General features: G+C 57.6%; 25 protein-coding genes and 1 pseudogene. 16 read left to right on the top strand and 10 right to left on the bottom strand.

Annotated elements, in window-relative coordinates:
- Nucleotides 1–2: 2 nt before the first annotated feature.
- Nucleotides 3–2,852 carry an excinuclease ABC subunit UvrA gene (uvrA, locus tag A7P99_RS04625; RefSeq protein WP_067448753.1) on the bottom strand — a complete coding sequence of 950 codons (2,850 nt, stop codon included), beginning with the start codon at nucleotides 2,850–2,852 and terminating at the stop codon, nucleotides 3–5.
- A 303-nt stretch (nucleotides 2,853–3,155) separates the two neighbouring features.
- Between uvrA and mnmG the strand changes: the two genes are divergently transcribed.
- From mnmG to hslV, 8 genes are all read left to right on the top strand, one after another.
- Nucleotides 3,156–5,051 carry a tRNA uridine-5-carboxymethylaminomethyl(34) synthesis enzyme MnmG gene (gene mnmG / locus A7P99_RS04620; protein ID WP_067686647.1) on the top strand — a complete coding sequence of 632 codons (1,896 nt, stop codon included), beginning with the start codon at nucleotides 3,156–3,158 and terminating at the stop codon, nucleotides 5,049–5,051.
- A 145-nt stretch (nucleotides 5,052–5,196) separates the two neighbouring features.
- Nucleotides 5,197–5,481, top strand: a complete 285-nt coding sequence (locus A7P99_RS10000) for a hypothetical protein (protein ID WP_153705530.1) — start codon at nucleotides 5,197–5,199, stop codon at nucleotides 5,479–5,481.
- A 466-nt stretch (nucleotides 5,482–5,947) separates the two neighbouring features.
- A complete protein-coding gene (locus A7P99_RS04615; RefSeq protein WP_067686645.1) occupies nucleotides 5,948–7,006 on the top strand; it encodes an AI-2E family transporter in 1,059 nt (352 codons plus the stop codon).
- A 125-nt stretch (nucleotides 7,007–7,131) separates the two neighbouring features.
- Complete coding sequence (locus tag A7P99_RS04610) at nucleotides 7,132–7,557, top strand: PACE efflux transporter (protein WP_067527422.1); 426 nt, start codon at nucleotides 7,132–7,134, stop codon at nucleotides 7,555–7,557.
- Between the two features lie 123 nt (nucleotides 7,558–7,680).
- Nucleotides 7,681–8,310, top strand: coding sequence for a 16S rRNA (guanine(527)-N(7))-methyltransferase RsmG (gene rsmG, locus A7P99_RS04605; protein WP_003824470.1), 630 nt, complete (start codon nucleotides 7,681–7,683; stop codon nucleotides 8,308–8,310).
- 60 nt (nucleotides 8,311–8,370) lie between these two features.
- Nucleotides 8,371–9,144: a ParA family protein gene (locus A7P99_RS04600; RefSeq protein ID WP_067448955.1), complete on the top strand. Its 774-nt coding sequence runs from the start codon at nucleotides 8,371–8,373 to the stop codon at nucleotides 9,142–9,144.
- Nucleotides 9,145–9,184: 40 nt separating this feature from the next.
- Nucleotides 9,185–9,463 (top strand): hypothetical protein, encoded by a 279-nt coding sequence (locus A7P99_RS04595; protein ID WP_193563041.1) that lies wholly within the window; start codon nucleotides 9,185–9,187, stop codon nucleotides 9,461–9,463.
- Between the two features lie 128 nt (nucleotides 9,464–9,591).
- Nucleotides 9,592–10,125: an ATP-dependent protease subunit HslV gene (gene hslV, locus A7P99_RS04590; protein WP_067448760.1), complete on the top strand. Its 534-nt coding sequence runs from the start codon at nucleotides 9,592–9,594 to the stop codon at nucleotides 10,123–10,125.
- Nucleotides 10,126–10,205: 80 nt separating this feature from the next.
- Here hslV and A7P99_RS04585 read toward each other — a convergent pair whose 3' ends face one another.
- From A7P99_RS04585 to A7P99_RS04575, 3 genes are all read right to left on the bottom strand, one after another.
- The gene (locus A7P99_RS04585; RefSeq protein ID WP_067448762.1) at nucleotides 10,206–10,508 is read right to left on the bottom strand and encodes a hypothetical protein; all 303 of its coding nucleotides are present in this window, start codon (nucleotides 10,506–10,508) and stop codon (nucleotides 10,206–10,208) included.
- Nucleotides 10,505–10,927 (bottom strand): phage holin family protein, encoded by a 423-nt coding sequence (locus A7P99_RS04580; protein WP_067448764.1) that lies wholly within the window; start codon nucleotides 10,925–10,927, stop codon nucleotides 10,505–10,507. Before A7P99_RS04580 ends, A7P99_RS04585 begins: the two co-directional genes overlap by 4 nt.
- Nucleotides 10,928–11,046: 119 nt before the next feature.
- Nucleotides 11,047–11,358, bottom strand: coding sequence for a YqjD family protein (locus A7P99_RS04575; RefSeq protein WP_067527420.1), 312 nt, complete (start codon nucleotides 11,356–11,358; stop codon nucleotides 11,047–11,049).
- 469 nt (nucleotides 11,359–11,827) lie between these two features.
- On the opposite strand from A7P99_RS04575, the gene A7P99_RS04570 reads away from it, so the two are divergent.
- The 6 genes from A7P99_RS04570 (at nucleotide 11,828) to A7P99_RS04545 (ending at nucleotide 15,976) form a co-directional block, all read left to right on the top strand.
- Nucleotides 11,828–12,229 carry a hypothetical protein gene (locus A7P99_RS04570; protein ID WP_067686643.1) on the top strand — a complete coding sequence of 134 codons (402 nt, stop codon included), beginning with the start codon at nucleotides 11,828–11,830 and terminating at the stop codon, nucleotides 12,227–12,229.
- 62 nt (nucleotides 12,230–12,291) lie between these two features.
- On the top strand, nucleotides 12,292–12,789 hold the full coding sequence (locus tag A7P99_RS04565) for an acyl-CoA thioesterase (RefSeq protein WP_067686640.1): 498 nt from the start codon (nucleotides 12,292–12,294) through the stop codon (nucleotides 12,787–12,789).
- 139 nt (nucleotides 12,790–12,928) lie between these two features.
- Entirely contained in the window at nucleotides 12,929–13,312 is a 384-nt protein-coding gene (gene panD / locus A7P99_RS04560) for an aspartate 1-decarboxylase (protein ID WP_003824535.1), read from the top strand.
- 178 nt (nucleotides 13,313–13,490) lie between these two features.
- Nucleotides 13,491–14,246, top strand: a complete 756-nt coding sequence (gene surE / locus A7P99_RS04555; protein WP_067448770.1) for a 5'/3'-nucleotidase SurE — start codon at nucleotides 13,491–13,493, stop codon at nucleotides 14,244–14,246.
- A complete protein-coding gene (locus A7P99_RS04550) occupies nucleotides 14,243–14,908 on the top strand; it encodes a protein-L-isoaspartate(D-aspartate) O-methyltransferase (protein WP_067527416.1) in 666 nt (221 codons plus the stop codon). Before surE ends, A7P99_RS04550 begins: the two co-directional genes overlap by 4 nt.
- 87 nt (nucleotides 14,909–14,995) lie before the next feature.
- Nucleotides 14,996–15,976, top strand: a complete 981-nt coding sequence (locus A7P99_RS04545) for a peptidoglycan DD-metalloendopeptidase family protein (protein WP_067448774.1) — start codon at nucleotides 14,996–14,998, stop codon at nucleotides 15,974–15,976.
- A gap of 150 nt (nucleotides 15,977–16,126) precedes the next feature.
- On the opposite strand, the pseudogene prmC reads toward A7P99_RS04545, so the two are convergent.
- Nucleotides 16,127–16,945, bottom strand: a pseudogene (prmC, locus tag A7P99_RS04540) (peptide chain release factor N(5)-glutamine methyltransferase); the annotation flags it as partial.
- Between the two features lie 57 nt (nucleotides 16,946–17,002).
- Nucleotides 17,003–17,212, bottom strand: coding sequence for a hypothetical protein (locus tag A7P99_RS04535; protein WP_153705529.1), 210 nt, complete (start codon nucleotides 17,210–17,212; stop codon nucleotides 17,003–17,005).
- A 381-nt stretch (nucleotides 17,213–17,593) separates the two neighbouring features.
- Here A7P99_RS04535 and earP point away from each other — a divergent pair, with 381 nt between their 5' ends.
- Nucleotides 17,594–18,784, top strand: coding sequence for an elongation factor P maturation arginine rhamnosyltransferase EarP (gene earP / locus A7P99_RS04530; RefSeq protein ID WP_067448957.1), 1,191 nt, complete (start codon nucleotides 17,594–17,596; stop codon nucleotides 18,782–18,784).
- Between the two features lie 161 nt (nucleotides 18,785–18,945).
- On the top strand, nucleotides 18,946–19,734 hold the full coding sequence (locus A7P99_RS04525) for a DsbC family protein (RefSeq protein ID WP_067448780.1): 789 nt from the start codon (nucleotides 18,946–18,948) through the stop codon (nucleotides 19,732–19,734).
- 47 nt (nucleotides 19,735–19,781) lie between these two features.
- On the opposite strand, the gene A7P99_RS04520 is transcribed toward A7P99_RS04525, so the two are convergent.
- The 4 genes from A7P99_RS04520 to rnc form a co-directional block, all read right to left on the bottom strand.
- Entirely contained in the window at nucleotides 19,782–20,150 is a 369-nt protein-coding gene (locus A7P99_RS04520) for a DUF4298 domain-containing protein (RefSeq protein WP_067448782.1), read from the bottom strand.
- A 163-nt stretch (nucleotides 20,151–20,313) separates the two neighbouring features.
- Entirely contained in the window at nucleotides 20,314–21,228 is a 915-nt protein-coding gene (gene era / locus A7P99_RS04515) for a GTPase Era (RefSeq protein ID WP_067448784.1), read from the bottom strand.
- A gap of 85 nt (nucleotides 21,229–21,313) precedes the next feature.
- Nucleotides 21,314–21,745 carry a hypothetical protein gene (locus A7P99_RS04510; protein ID WP_067448786.1) on the bottom strand — a complete coding sequence of 144 codons (432 nt, stop codon included), beginning with the start codon at nucleotides 21,743–21,745 and terminating at the stop codon, nucleotides 21,314–21,316.
- A gap of 136 nt (nucleotides 21,746–21,881) precedes the next feature.
- Complete coding sequence (gene rnc, locus A7P99_RS04505; protein ID WP_231863679.1) at nucleotides 21,882–22,655, bottom strand: ribonuclease III; 774 nt, start codon at nucleotides 22,653–22,655, stop codon at nucleotides 21,882–21,884.
- Nucleotides 22,656–22,721: the final 66 nt, after the last annotated feature.

Raw genomic sequence — 22,721 nt, 5'->3', positions numbered from 1 at the left:
GATTACAAAACCACCTTCAAATACTTCCCAGTATAACTCCCCTTAACCTTAGCCACCTGCTCGGGGCTACCAGAAGCAATAATCCGTCCCCCACCGTCGCCGCCTTCCGGCCCTAAGTCCACAATCCAATCCGCGGTTTTAATCACATCCAGATTATGCTCGATAATCACAATCGAGTTGCCTTTGCCTTTCAGACGGCCTATTACTTCCAGCAGCAAGGCGATGTCGGCGAAATGCAGGCCGGTAGTCGGTTCGTCGAGGATATAAAGTGTTCTGCCGGTGTCGCGTTTGGATAGCTCCAAGGCGAGTTTGACGCGCTGGGCTTCGCCGCCGGAGAGGGTGGTGGCAGACTGGCCGAGGCGGATGTAGCCTAGGCCTACGTCCATCAGGGTCTGCAGTTTGCGCGATACGGTGGGGACGGCGTCGAAAAATTCGCGGGCTTCTTCGACGGTCATGTCGAGGACTTGGCTGATGTTTTTGCCTTTGTATTGGATTTCTAGCGTTTCGCGGTTGTAGCGTTTGCCGTGGCAGACTTCGCAGGGGACGTATACGTCGGGCAGGAAGTGCATTTCGACTTTAATCACGCCGTCACCTTGGCAGGCTTCGCAGCGGCCGCCTTTGACGTTGAAGGAGAATCTGCCGACGTTGTAGCCGCGTTCGCGCGAGAGGGGTACGCCGGCGAAGAGTTCGCGGATGGGGGTGAACAGGCCGGTGTAGGTGGCGGGGTTGGAGCGCGGGGTGCGGCCGATGGGGGATTGGTCGACGTTGATGACTTTGTCGAGGTGTTCGAGGCCGCGGATGTCGTCGTATGGGGCGGGCTCTTCTTGGGCGCGGTTGAGTTCGCGGGCGGTGATTTTGGCGAGGGTGTCGTTAATCAGGGTGGACTTGCCGCTGCCGGATACGCCGGTGATGCAGGTAATCAAACCGAGCGGCAGTTCGAGGGTGACGTTTTTAAGGTTGTTGCCGCGCGCGCCTTTGAGGACGAGCTTCCGCTCGGGATTGACGGGCGTGCGTTCAGACGGCACGGCAATGGATTTTTTGCCGCTGAGATATTGTCCGGTAACGGATTTTTCGCATTGGGCGACGTTTTCTGGCGTGTCGGCAATCAGTACGTTGCCGCCGTGTTCGCCCGCGCCAGGGCCCATATCGACGACGAAATCGGCTTCGCGGATGGCGTCTTCGTCGTGTTCGACCACAATTACGCTATTGCCCAAATCGCGCAGGCGTTTGAGGGTGGCGAGCAGGCGGTCGTTGTCGCGTTGGTGCAGGCCGATGGAGGGTTCGTCCAAAACGTACATCACGCCGGTCAGGCCGCTGCCGATTTGGCTGGCGAGACGGATGCGCTGGGCTTCGCCGCCGGAAAGCGTTTCGGCGGAGCGGGAGAGATTGAGGTAATCCAGCCCAACGTTAATCAGGAAGCCGAGCCGCTCGGTGATTTCTTTGAGGATTTTTTCGGCGATTTGTTTTTTGTTGCCGTCCAAATCCAGCGTTTCAAAGAATTGGTGGGTTTTGGTGAGCGGCCAGGCGGAGACTTCGTGTAAAGGTTCGCCGCTGACGTAAACGTAGCGCGCTTCTTTACGCAAACGTGCGCCGCCGCAGCTCGGGCAGGCGCGGTGGTTTTGGTATTCGCGCAGTTTTTCGCGCACGGTTTCGCTGTCGGTTTCGCGGTAGCGGCGTTCGAGATTGGGGATGATGCCTTCGAAGGCGTGGCTGCGGTTGAACGTAGTACCGCGTTCGGATAGGTAAGTGAAATCAATGACTTCTTTGCCCGAACCGTGCAGCACGACTTTTTTCACTTTTTCAGGTAGCGTTTCCCAAGCAGCCTGCACATCGAAACCGTAATGCCGCGCCAATGATTGAATCATTTGGAAATAAAACTGGTTGCGCTTGTCCCAGCCGTCAATCGCGCCCGTTGCCAATGATAATTCAGGATGGGCGACCACTTTTTCGGGGTCGAAGAAATTGGTGTTGCCCAAGCCGTCGCAAGTTGGGCAGGAACCCATCGGGTTGTTGAACGAAAAGAGGCGCGGCTCTAATTCGGGCAGGCTGTACGAACACACGGGGCAGGCGAAACGAGCGGAAAACCAATGCTCTTCGCCGCTGTCCATTTCCATCGCCAGCGCGCGTTCGTTGCCGTGGCGCAGCGCGGTTTCAAAACTTTCCGCCAGCCGCTGCTTGATGTCCGCCTTCACTTTCACGCGGTCGATGACCACGTCGATGTTGTGCTTGATGTTTTTTTCCAGCTTCGGCACTTCGTCCAACTGATAGACCTCGCCATCCACGCGCACCCGCGCAAAACCCTGCGCCTGCAAGTCGGCAAAGAAATCGACAAATTCGCCCTTACGCTCGCGCACCGCCGGCGCCAGAATCATCACGCGCGTGTCTTCCGGCAGCTTCAACACGGCATCGACCATCTGCGACACGGTTTGGCTCGACAACGGCAGATTGTGTTCGGGGCAATACGGCGTGCCGACGCGGGCGTACAAAAGGCGCAGGTAATCATGGATTTCCGTTACCGTGCCGACGGTGGAACGAGGGTTGTGGCTGGTGGATTTCTGTTCGATGGAAATCGCGGGCGACAGGCCTTCGATCAAATCGACGTCGGGTTTGTCCATCATCTGCAAAAACTGCCGCGCATAGGCGGAAAGGCTCTCGACATAACGCCGCTGCCCTTCGGCATACAGCGTGTCAAACGCCAGCGACGACTTGCCGCTGCCCGACAGCCCCGTGACTACCACCAGCTTGTGGCGCGGAATGTCCAAATCGACGTTTTTCAAATTATGCGTGCGCGCGCCGCGGATGCGGATGGTGTCGTTGTCGCGGGTGTGGTGTGGGTGGTTGTGATTGCACATGATGAAGCCGGAAAACTCGAATAAAAAGAAACCGTGTATTGTAACACTTTCAGCCCGCCTCTTGCCCTACGCCGCAAACCGGAAAGGCTACCTGAAAGCCGTTTTTCAAGCGCACAACTTTTTCAGGCAGCCTCTATCCCGGCACAGGCTACCTGAAAATGATTAAAGCGAATTTCGCCAAAACGAGATTTCCGGAGGAAGCCGAGTTTCTGCCAAGCTCAAAACCCATTTCCGTTTTTCAGGTAGCCTCATCCGGCAGCAAAACCGCGTATAATCGCTTGATTTTTTACTACCCACACAATCATGCCCACCATCCTCTACCCCAAAACCTACGACGTCATCGTCGTCGGCGGCGGCCACGCAGGCACGGAAGCCGCGCTCGCCGCCGCCCGCATGGGCGCGCAGACGCTTTTGCTCACACACAACATCGAAACGCTCGGACAAATGTCGTGCAACCCCTCCATCGGCGGCATCGGCAAAGGACATCTAGTACGCGAACTCGACGCGCTCGGCGGTGCGATGGCGTTGGTAACAGACAAATCCGGCATCCAGTTCCGCCGCTTGAACGCCAGCAAAGGCGCGGCGGTGCGTGCCACGCGCGCGCAGGCGGATCGTATTTTGTACAAAGCTGCCATCCGCGAAATGCTGGAAAACCAAGGAAATCTGGAGCTTTTCCAGCAGTCGGTTGACGACGTAACGCTGGACGGCGACCGCATTTCAGGCGTAATCACCGCGATGGGCGTGGAATTTAAAGCCCGCGCCGTCGTGCTGACCGCAGGCACGTTTTTGTCCGGCAAAATCCACATCGGTTTGGAAAACTACGAAGGCGGCCGCGCCGGCGACCCCGCCGCCAAATCGCTGGGCGGACGTTTGCGCGAATTGAACCTGCCGCAAGGTCGTCTGAAAACCGGCACGCCACCGCGCATTGACGGCCGCACGATTGATTTCTCCCAGCTCACCGAACAGCCCGGCGACACGCCCGTGCCTGTCTTTTCCGTGCGCGGCAACGCCGATATGCACCCGCGCCAAGTGTCCTGCTGGATTACGCATACCAATTTGAAAACACACGAAATTATCCGTTCAGGCTTCGACCGCAGCCCCATGTTCACCGGCAAAATCGAAGGCGTCGGCCCGCGCTACTGCCCGTCCATCGAAGACAAAATCAACCGCTTCGCCGACAAAGACAGCCACCAGATTTTCCTCGAACCCGAAGGCCTGACCACTAACGAATACTACCCCAACGGTATTTCCACCAGCCTGCCGTTCGACATCCAAATCGCGCTCGTGCGCAGCATGAAGGGTCTGGAAAACGCCCATATCCTGCGCCCCGGCTACTCCATCGAATACGACTACTTCGATCCGCGCAACCTCAAAGCCAGCCTTGAAACCAAAACCATCCAAGGCCTCTTCTTCGCCGGACAAATCAACGGCACGACCGGTTACGAAGAAGCCGCCGCGCAAGGCCTGCTCGCAGGCGCGAACGCCGTGCAATACGTCCGCGAACAAAACCCGCTCCTGCTGCGCCGCGAACAAGCCTACCTCGGCGTATTGGTGGACGACCTCATCACCAAAGGCGTGAACGAACCCTACCGCATGTTCACCAGCCGCGCCGAATACCGCCTGCAACTCAGGGAAGACAACGCCGACATGCGCCTGACTGAAGACGGCCACAAAATCGGCTTGGTGGGTGAAGAACAATGGCGCATGTTCAACGAAAAACGCGAAGCCATCGAACGCGAAATCCAACGTTTGAAAACAACGTGGTACACACCGCAGAAACTCGCCGAAGACGAACAAATCCGCGTGTTCGGACAAAAACTCAGCCGCGAAGCCAACCTGCACGACCTCCTGCGCCGTCCAAACCTCGACTACGCCGCACTGATGACGCTCGAAGGCGCAGAACCCGAGTGCAGGCTACCTGAAAACGTAATTGAACAAGTGGAAATCCAAGTCAAATACCAAGGCTATATCGACCGCCAAAACGAAGAAATCGACAGCCGCCGAGATTTGGAAACATTGAGGCTACCTGAAAATATTGATTACAGCAAAGTCAAAGGCTTATCCGCCGAAGTGCAGCAAAAGCTCAACCAACACAAACCCGAAACCGTGGGGCAGGCAAGCCGAATTTCCGGCGTAACGCCTGCAGCAGTGGCGTTGTTGATGGTGCATTTGAAGCGCGGGTTTAAAGGGGCGAAGTAGGCTACCTGAAAGCGTAGCTTTAATAAAGACTGCCTGAAACTGTGTAAGTATGAATAACCAACATTCCGCATATTGCCCACGCAATGCACACCATGCTTTGCAAGCTGCTTGTATTGTTCGAATAAACCACATAAGGAGGTAAAAAATGAATACTGCCCATTTCCCCAAATTCCTATCGGCTCTGCTGCTTGGCTTTGTTATGCCTGCTCAAGCATATGTAGAGTCAATAACTTGTGGTGGTATCGGCGGTCGTTGCAACATCATACATATAGAAGATTGCATCATGTTGCAGGCAAACGGTAGCCACCATACCGAACGCTGTTCGGTTCACTCCTTTGTAAGTGGATTTTTAGAGCCGAAGCCAACTAGACAAGTTGTCCATGCTGTCCACATGATTAGCTTCGGCAAAAATCCGGCCACCATTACTTAATGATGTCCGAAACAGCGCCAAATATTATGTGGACAACGCATTGCAATGCAGTGAAAAAACGGATGACAGCTATCTCTGCTTCCCCGACACCCGCCCCGATACCGCAATATGTATTAGTTCCGCTATAGTCAATAAAATGCCTTTTGAACATTGATTTTTAATGCTCTTAAGAAAACATTGCATTGACTTTATGTAAAATTCAGTGGTTGTAAATGAAAAATCAATGCTTGTTCCACTATTTAGATGTGCGGATTGAAGTGTGCGAAGAAGTGCGTGCAGCTTCTGCTTCTGGTATCCGCTTCTCCTTTTCAGGTAGCCTGAAAGAAAGGCTCAAAAGAAATTCTTGTTTTAGCAGAGTTGCCAAGCCTAACCCTCCACCCACCGCGCTATAATCCGCCGTTTAAAGGCTACCTGAAATCCAATCCCCGCTTTTCAGGTAGCCCCACCCTTTACACACCACCACATCATGCACACCGAAACCACCAAATTCCGCACCGCTTCCTATATCCTGATGGCCGCCGCGCTGCTGGTTATTCTGTATTTCCGCTTCCTGCCGCTGCTGCTCTCCATCATCCTTACCTACATTTTCATCAACCGCACCAACGGCCTGATTCTGTGGATGCGCCACCGCCTGCTGCCGCACAACACCTTCCTGCATCGCTCGCTCAATGTGCGCAACATCAACCTCGTTTCCGCCACGTTCACCATCAGCCTGGTGCTCTTAGCCATCACCTTGATGGCGCTGGGCGTGTACCGCCTGATTCACAGCGGGCACATTACGGTGATGCTGGCCAAGCTCGCCACCATTCTGGCCAACACCAAAAATAACGGCGAGCTGCCGCCGGCCATTTTGAATATGCTGCCCGAAAATCTGGCCGAAATTAAAGCCGCCGCTGCCGAACTGCTCACCGAATACGGCGCCACGCTCACCCGCATCAGCAAAAACAGCTTTACTTCCTTTGTGTATGTGCTCATCGGCGTGATTATCGGCGCGCTGCTCAGCTTCCACCGCCTCAATACCCGCCGCAGCCGTCATCAGATGCCGCCGTTTAAAGCCCAATTGGTGCGGCGCATTACCAACTTCCAAACCAGCTTCGAGCGCGTGTTTATCGCCCAGGTAAAAATCTCTTTAATCGATACCGCTGTTACCGCCGTGTATCTTTATCTGATCCTGCCCGCCTTCGGCGTGGAGCTGCCTTTCCGGCTCACCGTGTTGGTGATTGCATTTATGGTGGGGCTGGTGCCGGTAGCCGGCAATCTGGTGTCCAACACAGTCATCATCATCCTCAGCCTGGGCGCGTCGCTCTATGTGGCCGCGGCTTCGCTGGTGTTTTTGGTGGTGGTACACAAGCTGGAATATTTCCTCAACGCCAAAATCATCGGCTCGCAAATCGAATCGAGCGCATGGGAATTATTGCTGGTGATGGTGGTGTTCGAACGCATTTTCGGCATCGGCGGCATCATCATTTCGCCGGTGTATTATGCTTATTTGAAGAACGAGCTGAAGCAGGCAGGGCTGATTTAGCCGGATGGGGCTACCTGAAATTCGGCAAGCCGCAGCTATTTAGAGTAAAGAGTAAGGAGGCTGCTTGAAAGTTTCAGGTAGCCTCTGCGCTATAATATCCATCCCTCCCCCACGCGAGCCGAATCGTGAGCTTCTTTGAGCGTTTTATTCATGCCTTGCTGTTTGAAACCGGCGCGGTGCTGATTTCCGCCGTGGCCGTGCTACTGTTTGGGCTTTCCCATGCCTGCACGGCGTTTGGCATGAGCGTGGCGGTGTCGGTAACGGCGATGGTGTGGAATTTCCTGTTCAACTGGGGGCTCGATAAAATCTTCACCGGCCGGCGCGAGCGGCGCGGCTGGGGCGTGCGGATGTTGCAAACCGGCGCGTTTGAAGGTGGGCTGCTGTTTTTCACCACGCCGCTGATTGCCTGGTTTCTGCAAATTACGCTGTGGCAGGCGCTGCTTACCGACATCAGCCTCACCCTCTTGATTGTGCTCTATTCTTTGGTTTACAACTGGACGTTCGACCACATCCGCGCCTATTGGCTGGCCAGTCGGCACAAGGTTTCCTAGCTGCCAGATTTTATTCTTTGTATAGATGGAGTAAAATCCGCCCAACATTCCAACAGGCTACCTGAAACAGCCGAAGCCTTTTCAGGTAGCCCTAATCTTTATCCAAAATTCAAACACACAATTATGGACAACAAACAACAACTGCAAGAAGGCCTAGCCGCCCTCGGCCTCAACCTTTCCACCGCCCAGCAACTTTTGCTGCTCGAACACGCCTCGCTGCTGCAAAAGTGGAACCGCACTTACAACCTCACCGCCCTGCGCCGCAACGACCAAATCATCAGCCGCCACATTCTCGACAGCCTCACCCTGCTGCCCTATGTGAAAGAAGCGAAAACCCTGATGGACGTAGGCTCTGGCGGCGGCATGCCCGGCATTCCCACTGCCATCTGCCGCCCCGACCTGCAAATCACCCTGCTCGATGCCAACACTAAAAAAACCGCATTCCTGCAGCAAACCGTGATCGAGCTTGGCTTGAGCAACGTTACCGTGGCCGCCGGCCGTGTGGAAACCATCTACGATAAAAAAGTGGACGTGGTAACCAGCCGTGCCTTTGCCGAGTTGGCCGATTTTGCCGCGCTCACCAAACACCTGCTCAATGAAAACGGCTACTGGGCCGCCATGAAAGGCGTGTATCCTTATGAAGAAATCGAGCAGCTGCCCGCGAATATCGAAGTGGTGTCTGCCGATAAGCTCGACGTGCCCATGCTGGAAGCCGAGCGGCATATGGTGATCATGCGTCCCAAGCGTGCATGAAACCGAAATTAGCCTGAATTTTCAGTTTCCCCCAACCCCTTCCCATAGAAAGGCCAGATGATGAGCGCTACCGTTATCGCCATAGCCAACCAAAAAGGCGGCGTGGGCAAAACCACCACCGCCGTCAATCTGGCCGCTTCCCTGGCCGAACGCAAACAGCGCGTGCTGGTGGTGGATCTCGATCCGCAGGGCAACGCCACCACCGGCAGCGGCATCGACAAAAGCAGCCTGAGCAGCGGCACCTATCAAGTGCTGCTCGAGCAGGCCGCAGCCGCCGACTCCCGCCTCAAAAGCCCGCACGGCCGCTACCACATCCTCGGCGCCAACCGCTCCCTGGCCGGCGCCGAAGTGGAGCTGATTCAGGAAATCGCCCGCGAGATGCGCCTCAAAACCGCCATCAAGCCGCTTTTGCCCGAATACGACTACATCCTCATCGACTGCCCGCCCACCCTCACCCTGCTCACCCTCAACGGCCTCGTGGCCGCCGACCGCCTCATCGTGCCCATGGTGTGCGAATACTACGCTCTCGAAGGCATTTCCGACCTCATCGCCACCGTGCGCAAAATCCGCAAAGCCATCAATCCTAAGCTCGACATCCTCGGCATCGTGCGCACCATGTACAACCCGCAAAGCCGCCTGTCGCTGGAAGTGGGCGAGCAGCTGGAAAAACACTTCTCCCGCCTCGTGTTCAACACCATCATCCCGCGCAACGTGCGCCTGGCCGAAGCCCCCAGCCACGGCATGCCCGCCCTGGCCTACGACCCCAAAGCCAAAGGCAGCATCGCCTATCTGGAACTGGCCGACGAAGTCATCGCCCGCTGCAAAGCGGCCTAAAGCCAGTGGGAAAGGCTATCTGAAACCCCGTTGGCCGAGTTTGCCACCCCCGACTCTCCCAACAAACCGCTACGCCCGCCACGCCGCTGCGCTGGCCGGCCGCCCATTCCGCCTCACTGCCCGCACCGAACAGCCCTACTACTGCACCATCCTCCTGCTCGACGCTGTGCACACCCAAGCGCCCGCCTTCAATCAGCCCTGGCAAAATATCGACCTGGCCGTATTTCGCGGCGAATACCTCTTCCCCGAAGCCTTCGCCCAAAGAAATATCGAGTGGCTCGCCGTCATCCCCGCCCAAGCCGCCACCAATGCCCGCTAAGGCAGTAAACCCAACCGCTAAATGTTTTCAGGTAGCCTCATCCCGCTTTTAGGCTACCTGAAAAATTGAAATCCGCGCCGCTGCCCTAATCTGCCGCCTATTCCCAACTGTTTTAAAAAGGAAGCGCCATGCAGCAATTCGACGGCACCACCATCGTTTCCGTGCGCCGGGGCCGCCAAGTCGCCATCGGCGGCGACGGCCAGGTCAGCCTGGGCAACACCATCATCAAAGCCACCGCGCGCAAAGTGCGCAAACTGTATAACAACACCGTTTTGGCCGGGTTTGCTGGCGGCACGGCCGATGCGTTTACCCTGATTGAGCTTTTTGAAGCCAAATTGCAGAAACACCAAGGCCGGCTCACCGTATCCGCCATCGAGCTGGCCAAAGAATGGCGCACCGACCGCGCCCTGCGCCGCCTCGAAGCCATGCTGATTGTGGCCGACAAAGATAACACCCTCATCATCACCGGCAACGGCGACGTGCTCGAACCGGAAGGCGGCATCGCCGCCATCGGCAGCGGCGGCTCCTATGCCCAGGCCGCCGCCCGCGCACTGGTGGAAAACACCGAGCTGCCGCCCGAAACCGTGGTGAAAAAAGCATTGGAAATCGCCGGCAGCATCTGCATCTACACCAACGACCAGCACACGATGGAAACGCTCTAAGCACCGGCCGAATGTAAGAAAGGCTACCTGAAAACGGTTCAAACCGGTTTTCAGGTAGCCTTTGCCGTCAGATCCAATATTTATTTTCCCTTTTTTCCTTTCTCTGGCTCGCTGCTCCACCAGCGCCACAGCATGCGGCCAAATTTGGGCAGCAATTGGCGTTGTTTGGGAGCGGGTAAGACGGCGGCCTGCCACAGCAGCATGGCTAAGGGCAGGCTGTTGGCCAGTTTGAGCCAGTCGATGGGCTTGCCGGCGCGGTTTCGGCCTTGTTTGCGCAGCTGTTCGCTGCGAATTTTCAGGCGGGCGAGTTCGGCCTGCAAGGCGAGCAGTTCGCGCTGCTGTGCCTTGCTGAGCGGCTGCTGGGGCTGAGGCTGGGAGTTCATTCGGGCTGCTCCGGCGTGATGTTGGCAGGTTGGGTGTTTGTGCCGGCGGTATGGCCGCGCAGGATGTCGAGGTCGCGGCGCATGTCGGCGAGAGTGGAGGCTACCTGAACACCAGCCTGCCGCCAGCCGGCTAGGGTGCGGGAGAGTAAGAACCAAGCGATAAGCAGGAGCAATACGGGCAGACTGAAAAATACCCAGATTTTGACGTGTACAGGCAGGACGGCATCGAGGCCGAAGAAGAGGCTGACTAGGGCGGCGAGCAGTAACACGCTGCCGGCGAGCAGGGTGGCAGTGATTTTGATGAAGCCTGTGGCTTGGCCGGAAAGGTCGATGCCGAGGATTTGCAGGCGCAGCAGCAAGAGATCCGCGCCTTGGTTGATGAGGAAGCAGATGTGGTTGATATTGTGTTTGAGGCTCATGCGGCGCTCCCGTTGGATGGGGATAGTGGTGCCAAATAGGCGGGCAATGCTATGCCTATTTGGAGCAACGATAAAACGCCCGCCTGCACAGGGCGGGGCGGGCGGCTGGGTGACAAGTATCAACGGCGGTTAAGCAGCACGCCCACTACCAAGCCGGCGAGGGCAGCGAAGCCCATGGCATAGTAAGGTTTGTCTTGCACCAGTTGGTCGGCCTGGCGGGCGGTCTGTTTCACGCGCTCGGCAGCCACTTCTTCAAAGTCGCCCAATTTGCGTTGGGCAGCCTGCAATTTACGCTGCAGCTTGCCGCGCAGCTGCTCGGCTTCTTTGCTGCCTTCTTCAACGCCGCTTTGGTACAGCTCTTCCACGTCATCGAGCACGGCGCGCACTTCTTGCAAGAGTTCTTCTTTCTGCTGGTCAAAATCTTTACTCATGTTTTAATCTCCTGATTGGGTTGGGGGAGAGCGGCATTTTGTCTGCCGCTTGGATTTATATAAGGCGGAAGGTCGGCTTATCAAGGCTGAAACCTTTACAAAATTCCATCTTCAGTACATTTCTTCGCGCCTCGCTTCTCGAATGCCTGAAAATATTCCAATCTTATCTGCGTATTCTGCAATGCTACCGCTTTGAACTGCACTCAAATCCGGGGTTTTGCAAAGGTCTCAGGCTACCTAAAATTCTGCACCGTACTCCGTAAGCCAATAGAGTGGATTGATTTCAATTTTGCCACAACGTTGGGCTGCAGTTCGCCGATTGGTATCGATAGGGTAGTTAATTCATTATATAATCACACTTTTCTGTATTCACTCCCCGGGTGTTTGTATCTGACTTGAGCAAAGGCGTGGTGTTGTGCCTGCTGTCGCAGCTGCTGTTTAGCGTGCTGTATCTCTGTTTAGCCATTGGATGCAGCCGATTAGCGGCACGGATGTGTCTGCGCTGCGCATGGTGATGACAGCGGCAGGGTTGTGGCTGATGATGACGTGGACGCTCGGTCTGGCAGCAATGCCGCGTTTTGTGCAACAGTTTCTCACCAGCCCGCGCCGTTGGCTGCTGTTGCCGCTGTTGGGCGGATTGAGCGCGGTGTCGATGTCGCTGAACATGAAATCGGGGCTGCTGCTGCCGGTCAACCTGTTCGGCATGCTCAGCTATGTGGAGCCGGCTTTGCTGTTTCTGCTGGCGGTGTTGGTGTTGAAAACACCTGTGCAGCCCTCGGCCTACATCACCTACGGCCTGATTTGGGCGGGGCTGCTGCTGGTGGCCAACGGCTGGCGGGGCATGCAGAAATCGCATCATAAACAAGTTTAATTAAGCCATGCTGCGTTAATAGCATAAAATAATCTTTTTATTCTCACACACCAAGGAACATCATGACCGAATCTCACACCCGCCAGCTTCCCTCACACGAACTGGTGATGTCTGAATTGATGATGCCCAACGCTGCCAATTTCAGCGGCAATGTGCACGGCGGCGAGCTTTTGCGCCTGCTCGACCAAGTGGCGTATTCCTGCGCCAGCCGATACAGTGGGCACTACTGCGTTACCCTTTCCGTGGACAAGGTATTGTTTAAAGAGCCGATTCACGTGGGCGAGCTGGTTACGTTCTATGCCAGCGTCAACTACACCGGCCGCACTTCTATGGAAATCGGCATCCGTGTGGAAGCGCAAAACATCCGCACCGGTCAGGTGCGCCACACCAACAGCTGCTATTTCACCATGGTGGCCATGGAAAACGGCAAGCCCGTGCCCGTGCCGCCGCTGCAAATCACCGGCGAACGCCAGCGCTGCCGCCACGAAAAAGCGCTGCAACGCAAACAGCTCAGCCTGCAAGCTTCTGCCTCCCTGCCCTGCGGCTGCGGAGCAGAATAAGGCTGCCTGAAACTTGCAGGCCGGGCAGAAATGCCCGGCAAACCGGCACGGTCGGAAAGAGGCTACCTGAAAATAACCGGCAGCCTTCAGCCCGCGCACCGCTTGCGATAAAATACCGCTTTTTTCCAGGATTCCCGATATGTTCCGAACTTTGCTGGGCGGCAAAATCCACCGCGCCACCGTTACCCGCGCCGATTTAAACTATGTAGGCAGCATCACTGTGGATTTGGATCTGCTTGATGCGGCTGGCATCTGCGTGAACGAGAAAGTGCAGATTGTGAATAACAACAACGGCGAGCGGCTGGAAACCTACACCATCGCCGGCGAGCGCGGCAGCGGCGAAATTTGCCTCAACGGCGCGGCGGCACGGCTGGTGCAGCCGGGCGACGTAGTGATCATCATGTCGTATGTTTTGCTCTCCGAGCCGGAAATTGCCGCACACCGGCCGAAAGTGGTGCTGGTGGATGCGCAAAACAAAATCCGCGACGTAATCGACTACGAGCCGGCCAATACCGTTTTGTAAACACCAAAGGCTACCTGAAAGCAAGGCCTTGGCAATGCCGGGCTTGGATTTTGTGTAGCCAAAGCGGCCGCTTTAACAGCGCCAAAAGGCCAAACCCAATTTCAGGTAGCCTGCTGCCCCGTTGGCAGGCTACCTGAAACCCCCAAACCACCCGTTCTTAGGCAGCCCCAAGCCAACCATGAATATCCTCATCAGCAACGACGACGGCTACCAAGCTGAAGGCCTCGCCATCCTCGCCCGGGTGGCCGCCGAATTTGCCAACGTGCGCGTGGTCGCCCCCGAGCGCAACCGCAGCGGCGCCAGCAATTCGCTCACGCTCGACCGCCCGCTGCGCATCCAAGAAGCCGCCAACGGCTTCTATTTTGTCGACGGCACGCCCACCGACTGCATCCACCTCGCCCTGCACAGCCTGCCCGATTTCCAGCCCGACTGGGTGTTTTCCGGCATCAACCACGGCGCGAATATGGGCGACGACACCCTCTATTCCGGCACCGTGGCCGCCGCCACTGAAGCCTATCTGCTCGGCATCCCTGCGATTGCTTTTTCGCTCAACGACAAAAGCGGCCGCTATTGGCACACCGCCGAACAGGCCGTGTGGCGGCTGCTCACCCATCTGTTTGCCGCGCCCAAGCCCGCCGCGCCCGTGCTGTGGAACGTCAACATCCCGGCGGTGCCGGAAAACCAAATCCAAGGCATCGCCACCGTGCGCCTGGGGCGGCGGCATCATCAGCAAAGCGTGGTGGCCGCCCGCAGCCCGCGCGGCGAGAATGTGTATTGGATTGGCGCGGCCGGCGAAGTGCTCGGCCGCGAAGAAGACACCGATTTCGCGCAAAACGAAGCCGGCATGATTACGGTTACCCCGCTTTCCGTGGATCTAACCGACCATGCCGGTTTAGACAGCGTGGCGCAATTTTGGCAGGATACCGAACTATGAACGCAGCACACACCAGCGGCAGCTTCGATTGGCGGCGGCGCAATATGGTGCAGCGGCTGGCCAAAATGGGCATCAGCCGCGCCGACGTGCTCGCCGCCATGGGCAGCGTGCCGCGCCATGTGTTTGTGGAGGAAGCCCTGCGCTCGCGCGCCTATGACGATATGTCGCTGCCCTTGGGGCTGGGGCAAACCATCTCCCAGCCCTACACCGTGGCCGTGATGACCCAGCTCATGCTTGGCAACGAAACAACAGAAAATTTCGGCCCGGTGCTGGAAATCGGTACCGGCTGCGGCTACCAAACTGCCGTGCTGCAAGCTGTGGGGCTCAAGCAGATTTATTCGGTGGAGCGGCTGCAGGCGCTGCACGAAAAAGCCAAACACAACCTGCGCACCGCCCGTTTGCTCGGCGGCACGCGGCTGGTGTGCGGCGATGGCTACCTCGGCCTGCCCGAAGTCGCCCCGTTCAACGGCATCCTCGTCACCGCCGCGCCTGCCGAAGTGCCGCTGCCCCTGCTGCAACAGCTCGCCGTGGGCGGCCGCATGGTGATCCCGCTGGACGAAGGCGGGCAGCAATACCTGTGGCTCATCGAAAAAACCGCCCACGGCTTCCATGAAACCTGCGTGCACGAAGCCCGCTTTGTACCGCTGATTAACGGAACTTAACCGCGATAAACGCCGCCCAACCTTGCATGAAACCGCACGGATTGCTTATGATTGCGCTGTTCCCGTGCACAGAAAGCCCGCATCCCCATGAATCAATTGTTTACCTTCCGCACTCTTCCCCTCGCCCTCACCGTTTTCCTCGGCGCCTGCGCCCTCACCCAGCCGCCCGCCCCGGTGGTGTCTGGCAACGGTGCCGGCTACGGCAACAACTACGGCGGCAACACCGCCACGGCCGACAGCAACCCCTACGGCGCACAGCCTTACAGCCCGCCTGCCGCTACCCAAGCCGCTAATACCACCCCCTACACCCCGCCGGCTGCTGTGCCCGCTCCCTATACCCCGCCCGCAGCCAGCGCCGCTCCTGTCGGCGGCAGCGGCTACACCCCGTCTTACGCTCCGGTGGACGTAAACGCCGCCCAGCACACCGTGGTGCGCGGCGATACTGTGTATAACATCGCCCTGCGCTACCGCATCAGCCAAGACAATCTGCGCGCTTGGAACAATCTGTCCGACAACAACATCAGCGTCGGCCAAGTATTGCGCGTGAAACCCGCCGGCTACACCCCGCCCGCCACCGCGCAAACCCCGCCGCCCGCTACTCCGCCGCGCACCACCCCTGCGCCGGCGCCCACTCCCGCCCCGTCGGCTAACACCGCTGCCACTCCAGCCGCCACGCCTTCCGTATCCGGCAGCACCCGCAGCGCCGCCGGCATCACCTGGCAGCGTCCCACCGCCGGCAACATCCTCACCCGCTTCGGCGGCAGTGAAAAAGGCATCAACATCGGCGGCACCGCCGGCCAACCCGTAGTGGCCGCTGCCGACGGCAAAGTGGTGTACAGCGGTTCCGGCCTGCGCGGCTACGGCAACCTCATCATCGTGCAGCACAACCAAACCTACCTCACCGCCTACGGCCACAACCAGCGCCTGCTCGTGCGCGAAGGCCAAACCGTGCGCCGCGGCCAAAGCATCGCCACCATGGGCAACAGCGACAGCCAGCGCGTGCAGCTGCACTTCGAGCTGCGCAAAAACGGCCAGCCGGTAGACCCGCTGCAATATATTCCGAACTAATCTATCGGGCGAAACAAAGGCTACCTGAAAACCGGTTTGCGGTTTTCAGGTAGCCTTTTGAGTGCACCGACAAAATAAAGCCAGTTATTTCCGTGTATAGCGGAACACTGCCCATACCAAGGGCAAGCCAAGGCCGTCAAAGCGTGTTGGCTATACCGCCTTCCGCCCGATGCCCACCCTATCCAGCCCGGCCAAGTCGCGTAGGGTTTCCACCTGCTGCCAGCCGTGTTCAGCCAACATGCCGCGCACGGCCTCGCCTTGGTTCCAGCCATGTTCCAGCAGCAGCCAGCCGCCGGGTTTCAGGTAGCCTTGGGCTTGGACGGCGAGGGTGCGGATATAGCTGAGGCCGTCGGCAAAATCGGTGAGCGCAGCAGCGGGCTCGAAGCGCAGGTCACCTTGCTGCAAATGCTCGTCTCCGGCTTCGATGTAGGGCGGATTGCTGGCGATGACGTCGAACAGGCCTTCTGCCGCGGGCAGAGCCGCAAACCATGAGCCTTGCGCCCATTCGATGCTTACGCCCAACGCGGCGGCATTGGCTTGCGCCACGGCCAGCGCATCGGGGCTGATGTCGGAAGCGCGCACGGCGGCATCGGGACGCTCCAGTGCCACGGTAAGGCCGATGATGCCGCTGCCACAGCCCAAATCCCACAGCCGCCCGCCCGGGGGCAGGCGCGCAAGTGCCGCTTCCACCAAAAGCTCGGTTTCGGGGCGCGGAATCAGCACGGCGGGCGACACGCGGAAACTTCTGCCGTAAAACTCGCAGCTGCCGAGCAAATAAGCCATCGGCTCGCCACGGCGGCGGCGAGCCGCCAGCATGTCGAGTACGGCACGTTGCGGCTGCGGCAATTCGTCGCCGCTGCGGCTGATGAGCCGCACATGATTGATGCGGCACACGGCTTCCACCAGCAGCCGCGCTTCCAGGCGGGGCAGTCGGCAGGTATCCAGCCATTGTTGGAAAGTCATGATTGCTTCTTTAAACCAATAAAACGGCGGCTATGGTAGCCGAAACGGCGGCGCGGCAAAAGGCTACCTGAAAGCGTCGGCCTGGATGCAGTTTCTAACCAAGCTAAAAATGATGATTACCATTGAGGCGGCATTTTCAGGTAGCCTCCAGTTCCCGCAAGCTTGGAAACGCTTTTCCCTGCCCAACAGGCCATTTTTGCCGTCGTCATTGAGTGGTGCAGCAATGCGTAAGGCTACCTGAAACTTGGTCGGCTGCTCTTGCGGGAACAGCATCGCCTCCGAGCTGTCCGCCCATCTGCCGCAGGCAATAATCTGCCAAAAAAACGCGGCTATCGCAGCTTTATCCCTTACCCACAAAAGCTGTGGAAAACTTTGTGGAAAACCCTGTGGGAAGCGTAAGATTTCCTGATAAATCAGGCCTTGGCTTAGGTTGCGTAAAAAATGGCCAATTTTTTAAAAGTATATAAATATCAATATGTTAAATGAAATCGGATCTTGTCAAGTGGCAGATTTGAGCCTTTATGCCAATCCGAAAGCGGCTTCTTTAGCCCCTTGTGGGAAAACCAAAAAAATTTCCGCCAAAACGCTTGACAGAGCGCGTAGCTAACGTAAATTCCCGTCCTGTCTGAGAATTTGCCCAGCGAAAGATTTATCGTGCCATCAAACCCGTTTTTTCCATCCAAACATACCGACACTCAGCCTGCCGCCTGGTTGTTTTGCCGCGTGATCGACAACTACGGCGACATCGGCGTTTCCCTGCGGCTGGCACGCCGGCTGAACGAAGCCGGCTTTCAGGTAGCCCTTTGGCACGACCATCCCGCCGCGCTGGCCAAACTGCTCGGCGATGCCCCGTTGCCTGCAGCGATTCGGGCGCACCATTGGCAGGGCGACGCGGCCGAAAGCATCGCGGCCGAATTGGCTGTGGCTGCGCCCGCCTTGGTGATTGAAACCTTCGGCTGTGATTTGCCTCCCGCTGCGCTGGCCGCCGTCCGCACACACCGCCCGCTGTGGCTAAATTGGGAATACCTCAGCGCCGAACCTTGGGCGGAAGCCATGCACGGCAAGCTTTCGCTGCAAGCCGACGGCGCAGAAAAATATTTTTGGCTGATGGGTTTTAGCGAAATCAGCGGCGGCCTCCTGCGCGAAGCAGGCTACCTGAAAAAACAGCAGGCCTTTCTTGCTAACCCCGCTGCCCAAGCCGCCTTGCGCCGCCGCTTGGGGCTACCTGAGACTCCGCGCCGCGCCGTGCAATGTTTCTGCTTCGGCTATGCCGGCGCACAATGGGCCGATTGGCTCGCCGCCTGGCAGACAGCGGGCGAAGCCTTAGACGTATGGCTGGCCGACCGGCAAATTATCCACAGCCTGCGCCAAACCGGCGCGATTCCCGAGCATGCCCTGCACGAGCCTGGCAGCGTGTGGCAGGCCGGCGCGGTGCGGCTTATCCGCATTGGTTTTGTGCCGCAGGCCGAATTTGATGCCGTGTTATGGCTGGCCGATATGGCCATCGTACGCGGCGAAGACAGCTTTGTGCGCGCCCAGCTTGCCGGTAAGCCCCTGCTGTGGCACATCTATCCACAGGCCGAGCAGGCACACCTGCCCAAGCTGCACGCCTTCTGGCATAAAGCCGCCGCGTTTGCCCCGCTTCCCGCCGCCCACCAAGCCCTTTCCGACGACTTGAACCACGCCGCCGCGCTCACTCCCGCCGCCCGTGCCGAGAGCTGGCGGCAGCTGCTGCAACAGCTGCCGCAATGGCGGCAGGCCGCCGGGCAATGGCAGGGTGAATTGCTGCGCCAATCCGATGCTGTAGAGCGCGTATTGGCACGCTGGCCGGGGCTGTTGGGCTGAAAAACACATTGCTGCTGCCCAAACAGTTTCAGGTAGCCTTTACAAAGGCTACCTGAAAGCCAATCCGGACGATAAATGACATTTACACGCCACAAAAGCCCGCCTGCGCAGATTTCGGTATAATGCGCCCCTGTTTTTAACCATTTAATGAGAACAAACAAATGAAGCACACCCTCTCCGCCATCTTGCTGGCCGCACTGCTGCCCCTAGCTGCCTGCAATGCCCAGCCCGCCGTGCAGCAAAACGCCTCCGGTACTGCCGCTTCGGCTGCAGCCGCGCCTGCCGGTAGCCCCGAAGCCGTTATCCGCAGCAAGCTCACCCAAACCTACGGCAACCAAGGCCTGGAAGTGCTGAGCGTTACCCCCGCTCCCGTAGACAACCTATATGAAGTGTTCCTTTCTGGCAATCAGCTGGTGTACATGACTGGCGACGGCAACTATATGTTTACCGGCGATTTGATCGATGTGAACAAACGCAGCAACCTTTCCGAAACCCGCCGCGAAGAGCTCAACCGCATCGACTTCGCCGCCCTGCCGCTTGATTCCGCCATTAAAGAAGTGCGCGGCAACGGCAGGCTGAAAGTGGCCGTGTTCTCCGACCCCGACTGCCCCTTCTGCCGCCGTTTGGAAAAAGAATTCGAGCAGATGACCGACATCACCATCTACAATTTCATGATGCCCATCCCCGATTTGCACCCCGCTGCAGAAGCCAAAGCTGTGCGCATCTGGTGCAGCCCCGACCGCACCGCCGCCTGGATCAATTGGATGCGCAAAGGTACCGTGCCGCCCGAATCCGCCGGCTGCGAAAACCCGGTAAAAGAAACCATGGCGCTGGGCAACCGCTACGGCTTCAACGGCACCCCCACCATGGTGTTCCCCAATGGCAAAGTAGTGCCCGGCTATATGCCGAAAGATGCTTTGCAGCAAGCGCTGGAAGCCAACCAGAAATAAGGCATCTGCCCAAACAAAGGCTACCTGAAATTTCAGGTAGCCTTTGTTTATTCATCGGTTGCTGTCGGGTCGAAGTGGAAGCGGTTTTGCGGATCGAGCTCGTGGGTAGCGGCGCGCAGCCAGGCCCAGGATAGGTCGTATTGCTGCTGGAAGGCGTTCCACAGGGCGTCTTCGCTCATGATGCTGTATTCGCCTTCGGTGGCCAGGGAAACGGGCAGGCCGTTTTCGATGGCTTGGTGCAGCGGCATGTATTCGCGGTCGTAAAAATCGGACATTTCGCGCATCAGCCGCATGGCGTGCTGCCATTGCTCCTGGGCAGCCTCCAGCTCGGGCAGTAGGTGCTTCCATTCGCGGTAGAGGGCTTGGATGCGGTCGATGCGCGCTTGGGCGGCTTCGGGGGTGATGGGGTGCGACATATGGCCTCCGGTGGGGATGGTTGGATGGAGTACGGTGTGTTGCCGATACGGTCGGTTAGCGGGCAGAAGCGTTAAGGCTACCTGAAAGCGTGAGCTTCAACGCAGTTAAAATAAGCGAAGCCAATTTCTGCGCAGCTAAAACGTGAGCTGTAACGAAGCAGCCCTACAGCCCGAATTCTTGCAGGAAGCGGGCATCATCTGCCCAGCCGGATTTCACTTTCACCCAAACTTTGAGGAATACTTTGGTTTCAAACAGTTTTTCCATATCTAGCCGGGCTTCGGTGGAGATTTTTTTCAGTTTTTCGCCGCCTTTGCCGATGATGATGGCTTTTTGGCCGTCTTTATCCACCAACACGGCGATGTAGATGCGGTATAGCCCGTCTTCTTCTTCAAACTGTTCCACTACCACGTTGGCGGCATAGGGCAGCTCTTCGCCGAGGTGGCGGAACAGTTTTTCGCGCACGATTTCGGCGGCGAGGAAACGGGCGGAGCGGTCGGTGACCGCGTCTTCGGGGTAGAGCGGCACGCTCTCGGGCAGGTGGGGGCGCAGGATGGCAAGCAGCTCGCCTATGCGCAGCCCATGTTTGGCACTCACGGCCTCTACGCCGGCAAAATTAAATTCTTGCTGCAGCTGTTGGATAAAGTCGTCGAGCTCGGCCTTGCTTTTGGCGCGGTCGATTTTGTTCACCACCAAAATTACGGGCAGGTGTTTGGGCAGTAGGCGGATCACGGCGCGGTCGGCTTCGCTGAAACGCATGGCTTCCACCACGAAAGCCACCACGTCTACGCCGCCGATGGCTTCGGTAACGTTTTGGTTGAGCCGGTCGTTGAGCGCGTTGCGGTGGCGGGTTTGGAAGCCGGGGGTGTCCACGAAGATGAACTGGCTGCGCTCATCGGTATAAACGCCGGTGATTTTGTGGCGGGTGGTTTGGGCCTTCTTGCTGGTGATGCTGATTTTTTGGCCGATGAGGTGGTTCATCAGCGTGGATTTGCCCACGTTCGGCCGGCCAACGATAGCCACGAAGCCGCAGCGGAAGGCGGTTGGATGTTTGGTGTTGGAATAATTCATGTTGTTCATATGGATATATTTTCAGGTAGCCTGTGCGGAATGCTCAATAGGCTACCTGAAAACGTGGGCTTCAACAAAGCTAAAATATAGCGGCTTAGTTTTTAATGTGAACTTTGTCTTCTGGGTTGCCGAACACGATTTCGGGCAGATTCCACTGTGCCATGAGCTTGTTCAATGCTTTGATTTTCACCATGCGCACGGGTTTGCCGGCCAGAATGGGGGCGTTGATGGCGAAGCGGTTGATGCCGAGCAGGAAGTTAATGCACTCCTGAACCAACATATCGTTGCCTTCAAAGCGGATTTCGGTGGCGCTGGTGAGCATACCGGTGCCTTTGGCCCACACGCCTTTGTCGTTCAGTTTATAGCCGTTTTCCTGCGCCCACTCCTGCCATTCTGGCGAGCTTTCCGCTCCTTCAGGCACATGGATGCGCAGTTCAGGATGGTCTTTTACCGCGTTTTTGGAAGAAAACCATAAGAAGAAGATGCCGATAAATGCGCCGAATAAGACGCTGAATACAAAAACCATGATTGATTCCTTTATTAAGTTGAAAATGAGTAGCTATATATAATACGCCGTTTTCTATCAGTAAATCCTGCCAGTAAGGCTTGTTTGCATTAGCTCAAACATTATTGGCCTGAATGATGGCGGCATCAGCAGCGATTCAGGCACGGGATTTGCGGTGTTTTTTGTTTTTGCCGGGCAGCGGATGCTGCTCTTGCAGCCAATCCAGCGCCTCTTTGGCCGCAGCTTGTTCGGCGGCGCGGCGGCTGGCGGCTTGGGCACGGGTGATGTGGGCGAGTTCGCCCAGGTCACAGGCGATGTCGAAACGGGCGTCGCAGCCCTCGCCGGATTGGTGTTCGATGCGGTATTTGGGCAGGGGCAGGCGGCGGGCTTGCAGGGCTTCTTGGAGCAGGGTTTTCGGGTCTTTGCCCTGGTTGCTCAAGTCGATGTTGGCAATGCGCTGGGCAAACAGGCGGCGCACGGTTTGCTCGGCGGCGGCAAAATCGGCATCGAAGCTGATGGCGGCCAGCAGGGCTTCCACGGCATCGGCCAGGATGGAGGGGCGGTCGAAGCCGCCGCTTTTGAGTTCGCCCACGCCCAAATACAGCGCATCGCCCACGCCCATGCTGCGGGCGATTTCGGCGAGTACGTCTTGGTTGACCAAATTGGCGCGCAGGCGGGAGAGTTCGCCTTCGCTGTAGCCGGGAAAGGCGTCGAACAGCATTTTGGCCACACTGTAATCGAGGATGGCGTCGCCGACAAACTCGAAGCGTTCGTTGTTTTGGGCGCTGTAGCTGCGGTGGGTGAGCGCCTGCTCGAAGAGGCGGGGATTCTGGAAGCTGTGGCCGAGGTGGCGTTGCAGCTCTTCGCCGGCTCGGGCGTGACGCGGATCGGGCTTCGGGAGCTTGCGGGGTTTGGCGGTGGGTTTGCTCATGATGGCGGGATTATATCGGGTTTGGAGGGAGAGTCGCAGGATAACTAAAGCACTTCTTTCTTCCTA

Origin of the sequence: Eikenella sp. NML120348 (assembly GCF_001648435.1) — a bacterium.
Taxonomy (GTDB): Bacteria; Pseudomonadota; Gammaproteobacteria; order Burkholderiales; family Neisseriaceae; genus Eikenella; species Eikenella exigua.
This window is presented reverse-complemented; position numbering and strand designations above follow the sequence as displayed.

Bases quoted from the DNA above. Each gene is read 5' to 3' on its own strand.
- uvrA (WP_067448753.1), bottom strand. From the start codon at position 2,852: ATGTGCAATCACAACCACCCACACCACACCCGCGACAACGACACCATC.
- mnmG (WP_067686647.1), top strand. From the start codon at position 3,156: ATGCCCACCATCCTCTACCCCAAAACCTACGACGTCATCGTCGTCGGC.
- A7P99_RS10000 (WP_153705530.1), top strand. From the start codon at position 5,197: ATGAATACTGCCCATTTCCCCAAATTCCTATCGGCTCTGCTGCTTGGC.
- A7P99_RS04615 (WP_067686645.1), top strand. From the start codon at position 5,948: ATGCACACCGAAACCACCAAATTCCGCACCGCTTCCTATATCCTGATG.
- rsmG (WP_003824470.1), top strand. From the start codon at position 7,681: ATGGACAACAAACAACAACTGCAAGAAGGCCTAGCCGCCCTCGGCCTC.
- A7P99_RS04600 (WP_067448955.1), top strand. From the start codon at position 8,371: ATGAGCGCTACCGTTATCGCCATAGCCAACCAAAAAGGCGGCGTGGGC.
- hslV (WP_067448760.1), top strand. From the start codon at position 9,592: ATGCAGCAATTCGACGGCACCACCATCGTTTCCGTGCGCCGGGGCCGC.
- A7P99_RS04585 (WP_067448762.1), bottom strand. From the start codon at position 10,508: ATGAACTCCCAGCCTCAGCCCCAGCAGCCGCTCAGCAAGGCACAGCAG.
- A7P99_RS04580 (WP_067448764.1), bottom strand. From the start codon at position 10,927: ATGAGCCTCAAACACAATATCAACCACATCTGCTTCCTCATCAACCAA.
- A7P99_RS04575 (WP_067527420.1), bottom strand. From the start codon at position 11,358: ATGAGTAAAGATTTTGACCAGCAGAAAGAAGAACTCTTGCAAGAAGTG.
- A7P99_RS04570 (WP_067686643.1), top strand. From the start codon at position 11,828: ATGCAGCCGATTAGCGGCACGGATGTGTCTGCGCTGCGCATGGTGATG.
- A7P99_RS04565 (WP_067686640.1), top strand. From the start codon at position 12,292: ATGACCGAATCTCACACCCGCCAGCTTCCCTCACACGAACTGGTGATG.
- panD (WP_003824535.1), top strand. From the start codon at position 12,929: ATGTTCCGAACTTTGCTGGGCGGCAAAATCCACCGCGCCACCGTTACC.
- surE (WP_067448770.1), top strand. From the start codon at position 13,491: ATGAATATCCTCATCAGCAACGACGACGGCTACCAAGCTGAAGGCCTC.
- A7P99_RS04550 (WP_067527416.1), top strand. From the start codon at position 14,243: ATGAACGCAGCACACACCAGCGGCAGCTTCGATTGGCGGCGGCGCAAT.
- A7P99_RS04545 (WP_067448774.1), top strand. From the start codon at position 14,996: ATGAATCAATTGTTTACCTTCCGCACTCTTCCCCTCGCCCTCACCGTT.
- A7P99_RS04535 (WP_153705529.1), bottom strand. From the start codon at position 17,212: ATGCTGTTCCCGCAAGAGCAGCCGACCAAGTTTCAGGTAGCCTTACGC.
- A7P99_RS04525 (WP_067448780.1), top strand. From the start codon at position 18,946: ATGAAGCACACCCTCTCCGCCATCTTGCTGGCCGCACTGCTGCCCCTA.
- A7P99_RS04520 (WP_067448782.1), bottom strand. From the start codon at position 20,150: ATGTCGCACCCCATCACCCCCGAAGCCGCCCAAGCGCGCATCGACCGC.
- era (WP_067448784.1), bottom strand. From the start codon at position 21,228: ATGAACAACATGAATTATTCCAACACCAAACATCCAACCGCCTTCCGC.
- A7P99_RS04510 (WP_067448786.1), bottom strand. From the start codon at position 21,745: ATGGTTTTTGTATTCAGCGTCTTATTCGGCGCATTTATCGGCATCTTC.
- rnc (WP_231863679.1), bottom strand. From the start codon at position 22,655: ATGAGCAAACCCACCGCCAAACCCCGCAAGCTCCCGAAGCCCGATCCG.